The sequence below is a fragment of the Janibacter sp. Y6 genome (genome assembly GCF_040900765.1).
Taxonomy (GTDB): Bacteria; Actinomycetota; Actinomycetes; order Actinomycetales; family Dermatophilaceae; genus Marihabitans; species Marihabitans melonis.
Window position 1 is genome coordinate 123,959 of sequence record NZ_JAKLYZ010000001.1, and the last position, 15,057, is coordinate 139,015.

11 protein-coding genes and 1 pseudogene are annotated in these 15,057 nt (G+C 69.4%); 8 read left to right on the forward strand and 4 right to left on the reverse strand.

Translation table 11 applies throughout. From position 1 onward, the window contains the following. The first annotated feature begins 39 nt into the window (after positions 1 to 39). Entirely contained in the window at positions 40 to 2,130 is a 2,091-nt protein-coding gene (uvrB, locus tag L6241_RS00565) for an excinuclease ABC subunit UvrB (RefSeq protein ID WP_368244353.1), read from the forward strand. A 295-nt stretch (positions 2,131 to 2,425) separates the two neighbouring features. Further along, positions 2,426 to 3,409 (forward strand): TerC family protein, encoded by a 984-nt coding sequence (locus L6241_RS00570; protein WP_368244354.1) that lies wholly within the window; start codon positions 2,426 to 2,428, stop codon positions 3,407 to 3,409. 238 nt (positions 3,410 to 3,647) lie between these two features. Here L6241_RS00570 and L6241_RS00575 read toward each other — a convergent pair whose 3' ends face one another. The 3 genes from L6241_RS00575 to L6241_RS00585 form a co-directional block, all read right to left on the reverse strand. Continuing rightward, a complete protein-coding gene (locus tag L6241_RS00575) occupies positions 3,648 to 4,538 on the reverse strand; it encodes a DMT family transporter (protein WP_229298889.1) in 891 nt (296 codons plus the stop codon). After that, on the reverse strand, positions 4,535 to 5,221 hold the full coding sequence (locus L6241_RS00580) for an MBL fold metallo-hydrolase (protein ID WP_368244355.1): 687 nt from the start codon (positions 5,219 to 5,221) through the stop codon (positions 4,535 to 4,537). Before L6241_RS00580 ends, L6241_RS00575 begins: the two co-directional genes overlap by 4 nt. 89 nt (positions 5,222 to 5,310) lie before the next feature. Continuing rightward, positions 5,311 to 7,104 carry a glycoside hydrolase family 15 protein gene (locus tag L6241_RS00585; protein ID WP_252973930.1) on the reverse strand — a complete coding sequence of 598 codons (1,794 nt, stop codon included), beginning with the start codon at positions 7,102 to 7,104 and terminating at the stop codon, positions 5,311 to 5,313. Between the two features lie 75 nt (positions 7,105 to 7,179). Here L6241_RS00585 and uvrA point away from each other — a divergent pair, with 75 nt between their 5' ends. Then, positions 7,180 to 10,401, forward strand: a complete 3,222-nt coding sequence (gene uvrA, locus L6241_RS00590) for an excinuclease ABC subunit UvrA (protein WP_368244356.1) — start codon at positions 7,180 to 7,182, stop codon at positions 10,399 to 10,401. A 113-nt stretch (positions 10,402 to 10,514) separates the two neighbouring features. Next, positions 10,515 to 10,844, forward strand: coding sequence for an FAD-binding oxidoreductase (locus L6241_RS00595; RefSeq protein ID WP_368244357.1), 330 nt, complete (start codon positions 10,515 to 10,517; stop codon positions 10,842 to 10,844). A gap of 223 nt (positions 10,845 to 11,067) precedes the next feature. Here L6241_RS00595 and L6241_RS00600 read toward each other — a convergent pair whose 3' ends face one another. Further along, positions 11,068 to 12,024 carry an IS481 family transposase gene (locus tag L6241_RS00600; protein WP_368245117.1) on the reverse strand — a complete coding sequence of 319 codons (957 nt, stop codon included), beginning with the start codon at positions 12,022 to 12,024 and terminating at the stop codon, positions 11,068 to 11,070. Between the two features lie 152 nt (positions 12,025 to 12,176). Between L6241_RS00600 and L6241_RS00605 the strand changes: the two are divergent. The 4 genes and pseudogenes from L6241_RS00605 (at position 12,177) to L6241_RS00620 (ending at position 15,054) form a co-directional block, all read left to right on the forward strand. Beyond that, positions 12,177 to 12,691 (forward strand): annotated as a pseudogene (locus tag L6241_RS00605) (FAD-binding oxidoreductase). A 155-nt stretch (positions 12,692 to 12,846) separates the two neighbouring features. Continuing rightward, entirely contained in the window at positions 12,847 to 13,359 is a 513-nt protein-coding gene (locus L6241_RS00610) for an MFS transporter (RefSeq protein ID WP_368244358.1), read from the forward strand. A 542-nt stretch (positions 13,360 to 13,901) separates the two neighbouring features. Further along, complete coding sequence (locus tag L6241_RS00615; RefSeq protein ID WP_368244359.1) at positions 13,902 to 14,177, forward strand: hypothetical protein; 276 nt, start codon at positions 13,902 to 13,904, stop codon at positions 14,175 to 14,177. Positions 14,178 to 14,865: 688 nt separating this feature from the next. Continuing rightward, positions 14,866 to 15,054 (forward strand): hypothetical protein, encoded by a 189-nt coding sequence (locus L6241_RS00620; protein ID WP_368244360.1) that lies wholly within the window; start codon positions 14,866 to 14,868, stop codon positions 15,052 to 15,054. Positions 15,055 to 15,057: the final 3 nt, after the last annotated feature.

The following is a 15,057-nucleotide window of genomic DNA, read 5'->3' on the forward strand; positions in this document are numbered from 1 at the left end:
CCGGAATACGTTGTCGGTGCGTGCGCTTAGGTTGTCCATATGCGTCCCGTGACCGATCTGCAGCGCACGGTGGCCCCCTTCCAGGTGGTCTCCGAGTTCGAGCCCGCCGGCGACCAGCCCGCGGCCATCGCCGAGCTGGCCCGCCGGGTCAATGCGGGGGAGCAGGACGTCGTCCTCCTCGGCGCCACCGGCACCGGCAAGTCGGCGACGACGGCCTGGCTCATCGAGCAGATCCAGCGCCCGACGCTCGTCATGGCGCCGAACAAGACGCTCGCCGCCCAGCTGGCCAACGAGTTCCGCGAGCTGCTGCCCAACAACGCCGTCGAGTACTTCGTCAGCTACTACGACTACTTCCAGCCCGAGGCCTACGTCCCGCAGTCGGACACGTACATCGAGAAGGACAGCTCGATCAACGAGGAGGTCGAGCGGCTGCGTCACTCGGCGACCAACAGCCTGCTCACCCGGCGTGACGTCGTGGTGGTCGCGTCGGTCTCGTGCATCTACGGCCTCGGCACCCCGCAGGAGTACGTCGACCGCATGGTCCGCCTGTCCGTCGGCGACCAGGTCGACCGCGACACCCTGCTGCGCCAGTTCGTCACGATGCAGTACACCCGCAACGACCTCGCCTTCACCCGCGGCACCTTCCGGGTGCGCGGGGACACCATCGAGATCATCCCGGTCTACGAGGAGCACGCGATCCGCATCGAGCTCTTCGGCGACGAGGTGGAGCGCGTCTACACCCTCCACCCGCTGACCGGCGAGGTGATCCGCGAGGAGCAGGAGATGTACGTCTTCCCGGCGACCCACTACGTCGCCGGGCCCGAGCGCATGGAGCGCGCGATCGTCGGCATCGAGCACGAGCTCGAGGAGCAGCTCAAGGTCTTCGAGAGCCAGGGCAAGATGCTCGAGGCGCAGCGGTTGCGCATGCGCACGACGTACGACATCGAGATGATGCGCCAGGTCGGCAGCTGCTCGGGCATCGAGAACTACTCGATGCACATCGACGGCCGCCAGCCCGGGTCCGCGCCGAACTGCCTGCTCGACTACTTCCCCGAGGACTTCGCGCTCGTCATCGACGAGTCGCACGTCACCGTGCCCCAGATCGGCGCGATGTACGAGGGTGACGCCTCGCGCAAGCGCACCCTCGTCGACCACGGCTTCCGGCTGCCGAGCGCCATGGACAACCGACCGCTGACGTGGGAGGAGTTCCTCGAGCGCACCGGTCAGACCGTCTACCTCTCGGCGACCCCCGGCGACTACGAGACGGCCAAGAGCGACGGCGTCGTCGAGCAGATCATCCGCCCGACCGGGCTCGTCGACCCCGAGATCGTCCTCAAGCCGACGAAGGGTCAGATCGACGACCTCCTCGACGAGATCCGCACCCGCACCGAGCGCGACGAGCGCGTCCTCGTCACGACGCTGACGAAGAAGATGGCCGAGGACCTCACCGACTACCTCCTCGACAAGGGCGTGCGGGTCCGCTACCTGCACTCCGACATCGACACCCTGCGCCGCGTCGAGCTGCTGCGCGAGCTGCGGCTCGGCGAGTACGACGTCCTCGTCGGCATCAACCTCCTGCGCGAGGGTCTCGACCTGCCCGAGGTCTCGCTCGTCGCCATCCTCGACGCCGACAAGGAGGGCTTCCTGCGCAGCAGCCGCTCGCTCATCCAGACGATCGGTCGCGCGGCGCGCAACGTCTCCGGTCAGGTGCACATGTACGCCGACAACATCACCGACTCGATGCAGCACGCGATCGACGAGACCCACCGGCGGCGCGAGAAGCAGATCGCCTACAACACCGAGCGCGGCATCGACCCGCAGCCGCTGCGCAAGAAGATCGCCGACATCACCGACATCCTGGGCCGTGAGGACGCCGACACCGACGCCCTCATCGGCTCGGGTCGCACCCAGTCGCGCGGCAAGACCTCGCGCAGCGCGAAGGGGGCGCCCGCCGGCGGCAACCGCGGCAAGGACCTGCCCAGCGGCGAGCTCGCCAGCCTCATCCAGGACCTCACCGACCAGATGCACCAGGCGGCGACCGACCTTCACTTCGAGCTCGCGGCCCGCCTGCGCGACGAGATCTCCGACCTCAAGAAGGAGCTGCGTCAGATGACGCAGGCGACCGGCTGAGGGGACTTCGCACAGGTGAGCCGGGCCCGACCGTCGGGCCCACGGGGTGGGCTCCGGTCGTCACGGGCCCGACGCATCTGCGACGATGGTCTGCGCGGAGGGGAGTATCCCCACGCGGTGTCCTCGTCAGCACGGCACCTCGGCCCCCTTCGGCCGGGAGGCCCGGGGTACCGGCCCCTGGGTGGGAGAGACCTCCGGACATGACCGAACCCTGTCCGGAAGGCGACCCCAGCACGTGACATCGATCCCCGCCAGCATCCCTGGCATCGCACCGAGCATCATCAGCGGCGGCACCATGGACGTGCCGACCTGGGTCTGGCTCCTCACCCTCGGCGTGGCCGCAGCGGTGCTGATCTTCGACGTCGTCCTCATCGCTCGCCGGCCGCACGTGCCGTCGAACAAGGAGGTCGGCACGACCCTCGCCGTGTACGTCTCGGCCGCCATCCTCTTCGGCCTGGGCATCTGGTGGGCCGAGGGCAGCACCCGCGCGGGTGAGTTCTACGCCGGCTGGCTCACCGAGTACTCGTTGTCGATCGACAACCTCTTCATCTTCCTCATCATCATGGCGAGCTTCCAGGTGCCGGCGAAGTACCAGCAGATCGCCCTCATGTGGGGCATCATCATCGCCATCGTGCTGCGGACGATCTTCATCTTCGTCGGCGCCGCGGCGATCAACCGCTTCTCCTGGGTCTTCTACATCTTCGGCGCCTTCCTCATCTACACGGCGATCAAGCTCGCGGTGCAGAAGGACGACGACGACGAGGAGTTCGAGGAGAACCGCTTCCTCAAGTACATGGAGAAGACGATCCCCTCCACCAAGGAGTGGAGCGCGAAGGTCTTCACCAAGGAGAACGGCAAGCGGGTCGCCACCCCGATCTTCTTCGTCATCCTCGCGCTGGGCATGACCGACCTGCTCTTCGCGCTGGACTCCATCCCGGCGATCTACGGCCTGACCAAGGAGCCGTACATCGTCCTCACGGCTAACCTCTTCGCCCTCATGGGTCTGCGGCAGCTGTACTTCCTCATCGGTGGTCTGCTGAAGAAGCTCGTCTACCTGAGCATCGGCCTGGCCGTGCTGCTCGCCTTCATCGGCGTCAAGCTCATCCTCCACGCCCTGCACGAGAACGAGCTGCCCTTCATCAACGGCGGCGAGCACATCCCGGTCCCCGAGATCCCCATCTCGGTCTCTCTGGGCGCCATCGTCGTCATCCTCGGCATCACCACCATCGCCAGCCTGTGGAAGACCCGCAAGGACGAGCGTCAGGGCGTCGAGAGCTGACCCGCCCCACCCGTCACCAGTTTCTCGGGTGACCCGATAAACCCCGGCTCAGCATGGGTAAGAAACTCGTGCTGAGCCGGGGTTTGTCATGTCGAGCGGGCGAAGGGGGAGGGGCCCGCCCGACCGAGCGAAGGGGAAGGAACTCACCTGTCCGGCCGAAGGGGGAGCGAGCCCATCTGTCCGACTGAAGGGGCAGGCGGACCGACCCGGCGACGGGCACCCCCTTCGCCGAGTACATCTAGGCGCCGGTCTCGGTGAGGTGGGCGGGGGTCTCGCCCTCGGAGCGCTCCCGAGGTCGGCCGAGCACGAGGACGCTGGCGACGACGACGAGCGACATGCCGACGAGCTGCGGCCCCGAGAGGACCTGGCCGAGGACGACGAGGCCCGCGAGGGCCGCGACCGCAGGCTCGAGGCTGAGCAGGATCCCGAAGACCGTCGCGCTCATCCGGCGCAGCGCGAGCAGCTCCAGCGAGTACGGCAGCACCGAGCTGAGCAGCGCCAGGCCCAGTCCCTTGAGCAGGTGCTCCGCGGTGACCGTGTGCCACCCGAGGGCACCCGCCGGCAGCACGACGACCATGGCGACGACCATGGCCAGGCTCAGCCCGTCGAGCCGGTCGAAGACGGCGCCGGTTCGCGAGGAGCACACGATGTACGCCGCCCAGAAGCCTCCCGCGAGCAGGGCGAGACCGATGCCCCGCCAGCTGAGCTCGGACAGCGGCAGGTGGGTGACCTCGGAGACGAGGACGACGCCGACCGCCGCGACGGCGACCGCACCGAGGTCACGGACGCGGCGCGACCCGGCAGCGGCGAGGAGCAGCGGCCCGACGAACTCGAAGGTCACGGCGACCCCGATCGGCAGGTAGGCCAGCGAGGCGTAGAAGGCCCAGTTCATCCCTCCGAGCGCGACACCGAAGAGCAGCACGGTGCGCCAGGCGGCGGGGGAGTGGCCGAGCAGCCGGGGCCGCGCGAGGACGAGCATGATCGCCGCGGCGAAGACGAGGCGCAGGAGCACGGAGGTGCTCGCGCCGACCTCGGGGACGAGGGTCGCGGCCAGGGCCCCGCCGAACTGGACGGACAGGACCCCGCCGAGGACGAGGAGAGGTGCCGGGACGGCGTCGGCGCGGCTCACCAGCCCCGCTCGCGCCACTCGTCGAGGTGCGGGCGCTCGGCGCCGATGGTCGAGTCGGCGCCGTGCCCGGGGTAGAAGTGCGTGTCGTCGTCGTAGACCCCGAAGATCCGCTCGACGACGTCGCCGTAGAGCAGCTCGAAGCTCTGCCCCTCCATCTTCGTGTTGCCCACCCCGCCGGGGAAGAGCGTGTCGCCGGTGAAGAGGTGGGTCGAGCCCTGCGGGTCGCGGTAGGCCAGGGCGACCGAGCCGGGGGTGTGCCCGCGCAGGTGCGAGACCTCGAGCACGACGTCGCCGAAACGCACCTCGTCGCCCTGGCGCAGCAGGTGGTCGGGGGCCACGGGCAGCCCGACGGCGTCGTCGACGCCGGCGTAGGTCTCGGCGCCGGTCTCACGGGCCACCTCGGGCAGAGCCCGGTGGTGGTCCCAGTGCTGATGGGTCGTCACGAGGTGCCCGAGCGAGCCCCCGCCGAGGGCGACGAGCGCGAGGCAGCGCTCGGCCTCGTCGGCGGCGTCGACGAGCAGCTGCTCGCCGGTCGATCGGCAGGTGAGCAGGTAGACGTTGTTGTGCATCTGCGACACCGACATCTTGCGGATCGTCAGCGCCGGCAGCTCGCGCACGTGCACGGGCCCGCCCGGGGTGACCTCGCCGGTGTACTCGTGGGTCTCGGTCAGCGTCTCGCTCATGGCGGCACGCTACCGCCGCCCGCCCGGCCGTGGGACCGGGCGTCCGGCGCCCGCCCTGCCGGGCCGAGGACCCGGGCGAAGGGGGAGCCTCAGGCGGTCGCGGTGGCCCGGGCCTTCGCGTCGGCGAGGTGGTAGGCCGCGCCGATGAGGGTGAGGTGCGAGAAGGCCTGGGGGAAGTTGCCCGCCTGCCGGTCGTGCTCGGTGTCGTACTCCTCGGCGACGAGACCGACGTCGTTGAGCAGCCCGACGAGACGGTCCATGAGCTCCTCCGCGCGCTCCACCTGGCCGGTCACCGCGAGCGCGCTGACGAGCCACCAGGAGCAGGCGAGGAAGGGGTGCTCGTCGCCGGCGAGCCCGTCGACACCGGTCTCCGTGCGGTAGCGCAGGAGGAAGCCGCCGCGCATGAGGTCGTGCTCGACGGCCGCGATCGTGCCGTGCACCCGCGGGTCGTCCGGCGGGAGGAAGCCGACGAGCGGGATGAGCAGCAGCGAGGCGTCGACCTCGTCGGTGTCGTAGTGCTGGGTGAAGGTGTGGCGCTCCTCGCTCCACCCGCGCTCGCACACCTCGGCGTGCACGCGGTCGCGCAGCGTCCGCCAGGTCTCGACGTCGCCGCTCAGCCCGTGCTCCTCGACGGCGCGGATGGCGCGGTCGAAGGCGGCCCAGACCATGACCCGGCTGTGGGTGAAGTGCCGCAGCGGGCCGCGGATCTCCCACAGCCCGTTGTCCGGCTCGTCCCAGTGGGTGGCGAGGCTGTCGACGAGGGCCCGCTGGATGGCCCAGGACTGGTGCGACTCCTCGAGCCCGAGCTCGCGGGCGTCCTCGAGGGCGATCATCACCTCGCCGAGGACGTCGGTCTGCTTCTGGTCGACGGCCCCGTTGCCGATGCGCACCGGCCGGCTGCCCGCGTACCCGGGCAGGTGGTCGAGCTCGCGCTCGGGCAGCTCGCGGCCGCCGTCGACCGCGTACATGATCTGCATGTCCTCGGGGTCGCCGGCGACGGCACGCACGAGCCAGTCGCGCCACAGCTTCGCCGTCCCGACGTAGCCCGACTGCAGGAGCGCCTCGAGGGTGAGCGAGGCGTCACGCAGCCAGCAGTAGCGGTAGTCCCAGTTGCGCACCCCGCCGAAGTCCTCGGGCAGGCTCGTGGTCGGCGCCGCGACGATGCCGCCGCGACGGGTGTCGGTGAGCAGGCGCAGCACGAGCAGCGAGCGGACGACGGCCTCGCGGTGCGGCCCTTCGTAGGTGCACCGGCTCGCCCACTCGCTCGACCGCGCGACGGTCGCCTCGACCCGTCCGCCGACGTCGAGCGCCGGGGGCACCTGCTTCCACGACGAGAACCACGTGAGCGTGAAGTCGAGCGTCTCGCCCGCGCGCACCTCGAAGCGGTCGCGGTGGTGGTGGTCGTCGGGATGCGGCAGCCGGCTGCCGCGCAGGACGAGCATGTCGGGCCCGGCGATCGCCGTGAGGAGGTCGTCGCCGTGGTGCGTCGTGTGGGTCACCCACGGGGTGACCTTGCCGTAGCCGAAGCGCACGACCCACTCGTGCTCCATCTCGACGGTGCCGGACACCCCTTCGACCCGGCGGATGATGTCGGCCCGGTTGTCGCCGAGCGGCATGAGATCGGTCACCCGGACCGTCCCGGACGCCGTCTCGTGGGTCGTCTCGAGGACGAAGGAGTCGCCGCGATAGCTGCGCGTGGTGCGCGCCTCGCCGACCGGGCCGATGAGCCAGCGGCCGTGCTCGGGGGTGCCGAGCAGCGCGGTGAAGCACGACGGCGAGTCGAAACGGGGGAAGCAGAGCCAGTCGATGGACCCCCCACGGCTGACGAGGGCGACGGTCTCGGTGTCGCCGATGACGGCGTACTCCTCGATCGGTGTGCTCATCCGCTCACCCTACGGGGGGCCGCCGAGGGGGCCGCAGGCGCAACGCTGTCGGTGGCGAGACATAAAGTTGTGGCCGTGACTTCCGCACCCCACGCCCGGCACGGCTCTGCCCTGCACGACCAGCTCGTCGTGCGAGGCGCCCGCGAGCACAACCTCAAGGACGTCTCGATCGAGATCCCGCGGGACAGCCTCGTCGTCTTCACCGGTCTGTCCGGGTCGGGCAAGTCCTCGATGGCCTTCGACACGATCTTCGCCGAGGGCCAGCGCCGCTACGTCGAGTCCCTGTCCGCCTACGCTCGTCAGTTCCTCGGCCAGATGGACAAGCCCGACGTCGACTTCATCGAGGGCCTGTCCCCGGCGGTCTCGATCGACCAGAAGTCGACGAACCGCAACCCCCGCTCCACCGTCGGCACGATCACCGAGGTCTACGACTACCTGCGCCTGCTCTTCGCCCGCGCCGGCCGCCCGCACTGCCCCCGCTGCGGCGAGCCGATCACCCGGCAGAGCCCGCAGCAGATCGTCGACCGCCTCCTCGAGCTGCCCGAGGGCACCCGCTTCCAGGTCCTCGCGCCCGTCGTCCGCGCGCGCAAGGGCGAGTTCGTCGACCTCTTCTCCGAGCTGCAGACGAAGGGGTACAGCCGCGCCCGCGTCGACGGCACCGTCGTCAGCCTCACCGACCCGCCGAAGCTCGAGAAGCAGGTCAAGCACACCATCGAGGTCGTCGTCGACCGTCTCGTGGCGAAGGGGGCGGAGCGCACCGCCCAGCGTCGGCTCACCGACTCCGTCGAGACCGCGCTGCGCCTCGCCGACGGCATCGTCGTCGTCGAGTTCGTCGACGCGCCGGTCGACGCCGACGAGCCGGGGGAGCGGCCCGCGCCGCTCGACGCGCAGGGCGAGCCGCTGCCGCGTGAGCGTCGCTACTCCGAGCGGATGGCCTGCCCGAACGACCACCCCATCGAGATGGACGAGGTCGAGCCGCGCTCCTTCTCCTTCAACTCCCCCTTCGGCGCCTGCCCGCACTGCACCGGCATCGGCACCGAGCTCGAGGTCGACCCCGAGCTCGTCGTCCCCGACGAGGACCTCACCCTCGAGGAGGGCGCGATCGCCCCGTGGGCGGCCGGCACCCAGTCCGCCCAGTACTTCCAGCGCACGATGAGCGCCCTCGGCGACGACCTCGGCTTCGACATGAGCACGCCGTGGCGGGCCCTGCCGGAGCGGGCGCGCACCGCGCTGCTCCACGGCCAGAACCACAAGGTGCACGTGCGCTACCGCAACCGCTTCGGCCGCGAGCGCTCGTACTCGACGGGCTTCGAGGGGGCGATCTCCTTCATCCGGCGCCGCCACGGCGAGACCGAGTCCGAGTGGAGCCGCGAGAAGTACCAGGGCTACATGCGCGAGATCCCCTGCCCGCACTGCCGCGGCACGCGCCTGAAGCCCGAGGCCCTCGCGGTCCTCGTCGGCGGTCGCAGCATCGCCGAGGTGTCCTCGCTCTCGATCGCCCAGGCGGCGACCTTCCTCCACGACGTCGACTTCACCCAGCGCGAGCGGGCCATCGCCGAGCAGGTCATCAAGGAGATCAACGCCCGGCTGGGCTTCCTGCTCGACGTCGGCCTCGACTACCTCTCGCTCTCCCGGGCCGCGGCGACGCTCTCCGGCGGCGAGGCCCAGCGGATCCGGCTCGCGACGCAGATCGGCTCCGGTCTCGTCGGCGTGCTCTACGTCCTCGACGAGCCGAGCATCGGGCTGCACCAGCGCGACAACCACCGGCTCATCGAGACCCTCACCCGCCTGCGCGACCTCGGCAACACCCTCATCGTCGTCGAGCACGACGAGGACACCATCGAGGTCGCCGACTGGGTCGTCGACATCGGCCCCGGTGCCGGCGAGCACGGTGGTCGCGTCGTCCACAGCGGCGAGGTCGCCGGGCTGCTCGAGAGCGAGGAGTCGCTCACCGGCAAGTACCTCTCCGGCCGCCTGCAGATCCCCGTGCCGGACGTGCGCCGGCCCCAGCAGCCGGGCCGCGAGGTCACCGTGCGCGGCGCCCGCGAGAACAACCTCCAGGGCGTCGACGTCACCTTCCCCCTCGGCAACCTCATCGCCGTCACCGGTGTGTCGGGCTCGGGCAAGTCGACCCTCGTCAACGACATCCTCTACACGGTGATGGCCAACAAGCTCAACGGCGCCCGCCGCGTGCCGGGCCGGCACAAGACCGTCACCGGGCTCCTCGAGAACCTCGACAAGGTCGTCCACGTCGACCAGAGCCCCATCGGACGCACCCCGCGCTCGAACCCCGCGACGTACACGGGCGTCTTCGACAACGTCCGCAAGCTCTTCGCCGACACCGAGGAGGCGAAGGTCCGCGGCTACCAGCCCGGTCGCTTCTCCTTCAACGTCAAGGGCGGGCGCTGCGACGCGTGCTCCGGCGACGGCACGATCAAGATCGAGATGAACTTCCTGCCCGACGTCTACGTCCCGTGCGAGGTGTGCAACGGCGGGCGCTACAACCGCGAGACCCTCGAGGTCCACTTCAAGGGCAAGACGATCGCCGACGTGCTCGACATGCCGATCGAGGAGGCCGAGGACTTCTTCGCCGCGGTCCCGGCCATCGCCCGGCACATGAAGACCCTCAACTCCGTGGGTCTGGGCTACGTGCGCCTCGGCCAGCCGGCGACGACCCTGTCCGGCGGCGAGGCGCAGCGCGTCAAGCTCGCCTCGGAGCTGCAGAAGCGCTCCAACGGGCGCACGGTCTACGTCCTCGACGAGCCGACGACCGGTCTGCACTTCGAGGACATCCGCAAGCTGCTCCTCGTCCTGCAGGGCCTCGTCGACAAGGGCAACACCGTCATCGTCATCGAGCACAACCTCGACGTCATCAAGAACGCCGACTGGGTCATCGACATGGGTCCCGAGGGCGGCGACGGCGGCGGGCAGGTCGTCGCGACCGGCACGCCGGAGAGCGTCGCGGCGCAGCACGAGCGCACCGGGTCGCACACCGGCCGCTTCCTCGCCAAGGTCCTCGCCCGTCACGAGCCGGTCATCGTCGGCGAGCTCGTGAAGCCCGTCGAGATCGCGGCCCCGGTGACGAAGGGATCGAAGAAGAGGGCCGCCTCGAAGAGCACCACGGCGAAGAGCACCACTGCGAAGGCCGCCGCGAAGAAGGCCCCCGCCACGAAGACTGCCGCGAAGAAGAGCGCGGCGACGAAGACGGCGGCGAGCACGACCTCTACATCGAGCTCGACGGGCGAGATTTCCGGGCGCGCCCGAGCTGCCGCCCGGCGGGCACGCAAGGCGGGCTGAGCCTCGGGCTGGCCTGCTCCGCATGGTTATCGACGATCTAGTGAGCAGGCTGGCCCCGGCCGGGTCATCACCGACCCGGCCCTGATGTCGCGCTACGTCGGCGACGAGGCGGAGTGGGCACCGGTCTGTCCGGCGGGGCCAACGCCGTCGAAGGCTGCGTCGTGCTCTGCCTCGAGGCCATCGCCGTGCTCGAGATCGACCCGCGCGAGCGGATCGCCGTCGTCCAGCCCGGGGTCGTCGGCGACCACCTGCGCACCGCGGTCGCCGAGCACGGCCACTGGTACCCGCCCGACCCGGCGAGTTTGCCGTGGTCGACGATCGGCGGCAACGTCGCGACGAACGCCCGCGGGTGTGCTGCGTTTTGTAGGGCGTCACCGGTGACTACGTCCTCGGTCTCGAGGTCGTCACCGGCACCGGCGAGGTGGTCCGGCTCGGCCGCCTGACCGCGAAGGGGTGGCCGGCCTCGACCTGTGCGGGCTCATGGTCGGCTCCGAGGGCACGCTCAGGGTGATCACCGAGATCACGGTGCGGATGCGGCCCACGCGGGCCGCCGAGCGCACGATCGCCGGGCACTTCGCCGATCTCGGCTCCGCGGGGCGGCGATCGCCGCCGTCGGCGCGAGCGGGGTGGTCCCGAGCGCGCTCTAGCTGTACTCAGCTGACACGTTCATGACAGTCGGCTGATCGGGGGTAGGCCTCCGAGGGCTGAGTGGCGTCGGCCAGTGTTGTAGAACTCCAGCCACGGCGCCAGCGCCGCGGCCCGGTCGGCGTTGGTGAGGAAGACCTGCCGGTATGCCCATTCGACCTGCAGGGTGCGGTTGAAGCGCTCGACCTTCCCGTTCTGCCAAGGGCAGTGCGGGCGGATGAACTTATGGGCTGCGCCGAGCGCGGCAACGGCTGCGGCGAAGTCGCGCGAGCGTCGATAGCTGAGGTGGTTGTCGGTAATCACTCGCTCGATCCGGTCGACGCCGTGACCGGCGAAGTAGCGGGCGGCGCGGAGCAAGAACACCGCGCAGGTCGGTCCCTTCTCGTCGGGGAGGATCTCGGAGTAGGCCAGGCGGGAGTGGTCATCGACCATCGAGTGCACGAAGTCGTAGCCGATCCCGCGGCCACGAACTTGCTCGGAGCGCCCATGAGCGCGCCACCCACCGCCGTCGGGGATTCGCCCGACCTTCTTGACGTCGACATGGACCAGCTCGCCGGGGCGATCTCGTTCGTAGCGGACGGTGGTGGTCTTCGATGCTCGGATGACCTCGCCGGTCAACGGGTCGCACTCACGCAGGTAGGGGACCTCGTGGCGGCGCAGGATCGCTGAGACGGTTCGGGCCGGCAGTCCGAGCTCGGGTCCGATCCAGTCCTGTCCCCGACGCTGGTCACGACGCAGCTCAAGGACACGCTGCTCGACCCCTGGGGCAGTGCGTCGCGGACAGTTGTGCGGACGGGAGGACCGGTCGAGCAGACCGGCCTCGCCCTCGGCTCGGAACCGAGCGACCCAGCGGTGGGCGCACTGGCGGGAGACACCGAGCTCTTTCGCGACGTGGGCGACGGGTCGACCATCATCGACCACCCGCATGACGAGCAGACGACGACCATGCAGATTCAGCCGAGCATTAGCGTGGGCCATGAGGACCTCCTGGTTGGTGAAGACGTCAGACATCTCCACTAAGCCGGGAGGTTCTCCTCGTTTACAAGACCCCGAGGGTCACCAACGTCCCTGCCGAGTACATCTAGCTCGTCGACCGCTACTGCCTCGAGGCCATGGACGCGTGGAAGAACATGGGCCTGGCGACGGATGCCGAGGTCCTCCTCCTCGCGCGGGTCGACGCGCCCGGCGCGGCGGGGGTGGCCGAGGCGCAGCGCGTGCTCACCTGCTTTGAGGAGGCCGGCGCCGCCTTCGCCGCCGTGTCCGACGACGAAGACGAGGCGGAGGCGCTCTTCGCCGCCCGCCGCCTCGCCTACCCTGCGCTGGAGCGGCTCGGGCCGATCCTCACCGAGGACGTCTGCGTGCCCATGGCCGCCGTCCCCGAGACGCTGCGCCGCATCCACGACGCCGGCCGCGCCCACGACGTGCTCATCGCCAATATCGCCCACGCCGGCGACGGCAACCTCCACCCCCTGCTGGTCGTGCCGCCGGACGACGAGGCAGCCCCGCCCGGGCGCAGGCCGCCTTCGAGCAGATGATCCACGACGCCCTCGACCTCGGCGGCACCGTCACCGGCGAGCACGGCGTCGGCCTGCTCAAGCGGGCCGGGCTGACCCGCGAGGTGAGCCCGCACGTCGCGCAGATATAGCACGCCGTCGAGTGCGCGCTCGACCCGCACGGCATCCTCAACCCGGGCAAGGCCCTGCCTCTCGTCACCGAGAACGGCACCCCCGGCCCCACCACCACCGCCCCCGACCCCACGACCACCGACCCCGACGCCACCCCCGAACGAGCGCAGCTCCCGTGACCGGCACCACCAGCCAGGACGACCTCGACCTCCAGCGCAGGGTCGTCGGCAAGGTCGCCCGACGGCTCGCCCCCTTCATAGGGGTCATGTACTTCGTCAACTACCTCGACCGCACGAACATTCGCTTCGCGAAGCTGACGATGAGCGAGGACCTCGGTCTCACCGAGACGATGTTCAGGCTCGCGTCCGGGCTCTTCTTCATCGGCTACCTCCTCTTCGAGGTGCCGAGCAATCTCGCCATGCAACGCTTCGGGGCCCGCCGCTGGATGGCGCGGATCCTCGTCTCCTGGGGCACCGTCGCCGCGCTCTTGGCCTTCGTGCCGAGCGCCGGCTGGCTCTACACGCTGCGGGTCCTCCTCGGCATCGCCGAGGCCGGCTTCTTCCCCGGGATGATCCTCTGCCTGACGTACTGGTTCCCCGTGCGGAGCGCGCCCGGATCACCGGCTAGTTCCTCGTCGCCATCCCGCTGTCCTCGGCGCTCGGGGCGACCCTGTCCGGGGCGGTCATAGGTACCTCGACGGCGCCCTCGGCCTCGAGGGCTGGCGGATGATGTTCCTCGTCGAGGACCTGCCGGCGATCGCCCTCGGTGTCGCGGCGTCGTTTTACCTCACCGACCGCCCGCAGGACGCGGGCTGGCTCGAGCCGCAGGAGCGGGACTGGCTGGCCGCGACGATGGCCGTCGCGGACGAGGACACGGCGGCCCGGCACGGGTGGTCCATCCGCCGCTCGCTCACGAGCGGGCGGGTCCTCGCCCTCGCCTTCCAGTACTTCGGCGTCGTCTACGGCCTGAACGCCCTGAGCTTCTTCCTGCCCTCGATCGTCGCGGGCTTCTCCGAGCAGTTCCAGACCGACTTCACCCTGCTGCAGACCGGGCTCATCGTCGCCGTCCCCTTCGTCGTCGGCGCGGTGGCCATGGTGCTGTGGGGCCTCGCTCGGACCGCTTGGGGGAGCGGGTGTGGCACACCGCCGCCCCCGCCCTGCTCGGCGGTGTGGCCATCCCCGTCGCGCTCTACCTCACCTCGCCGCTCGCGGTCATGGCGGCGATCAAGGTGTGCGCGATCGGCATCTTCGCCGCGCTGCCGGTCTTCTGGTCCCTGCCGAGCGCCTTCCTCAGCGGGCCGGGGCGGCGGCGGGCATCGCGCTCGTCAACTCGCTGGGCAACCTTGCCGGCTTCGCCGCCCCCTTCGTCACGGGGTGGGTGCGCGACGGCACCTGCAGCACCCGGCCCGCGTTGTGGCTCGTCGGCACCCTCATGTGCGCGGCCGCCGTCGTCGTCGTGGCCCTGGGCCGCGGACCCCGGGCGGACGACAAGGTCGGGCAACCATGACCAGGGCGCTAGGTAACTATTGCTGGTGCAGGTTCGTGAGGCAGGGCTCGGGCTCGCTTAAGGCTGCATCCGCGCGTTGATGGGTGCTCAACAGTCGTGGTCGACCAGGTGACGACGAGGAGATCTTGTGAAATCGTCACTGCGATCTGAACTATCGACGCGATCTAGCTGCCTTTCCCCTTGCCTATTTTTAGGGTTGCACGTAGCTGGACAAATCACAGTGTGCACGGGCGATGTGCAGAAAATTGTGTTGAGCTGGAGTCGGTCGGCGAGTACCGAAAGCAGCTCACGTCGCAGTGGAGGGGTCAAGTCCCTCGTCGTTCAAGAAGCTTTCAACGATCATTAAAGATTTGGCATGTTCGGTGGATTTTGTCAACCTCGGGCATATTGTAACTTGATCGCCCAATCAGGCGTGCAACCCTCTGTGACGAAGGGAAGATCAATGGGGAAAAAGTTCTGGGCAATCACGATTGCCTTTTGCATCAGCGTCTTGGCCCCGCTGAATTCAGCGTCGGCCTCGCCGCCCGACTCGAGCGAACGCTCCGAGCCAGGCAAGACCAGCAGCTCATACGAGCCAATCTCATACAAGATGTGGTGTCGTGATGTGTATGGGAACACCTACTACGTGAATGAGCTACTCGACTGCACGCGAGGCAACGTCAAATTCAGAAGCACGAAGGATGGGCGGGTGAACGGCACAATCGATGTCGCCAAGGTTCAGGAGTGGGAGGCCAAGAAGGGCGCCATGCCTGCCGAGAAAGCTTGGCAGCAGTGCAAGGCAAACTTCTACTGCTCGAACATCGTCGTCGCGGCCGCAACGTTCGCATTTGGCAAGTTCAAGGTGCTCTGGAAGGTCTTGCGTGGCGCAGTCAGCTGATTG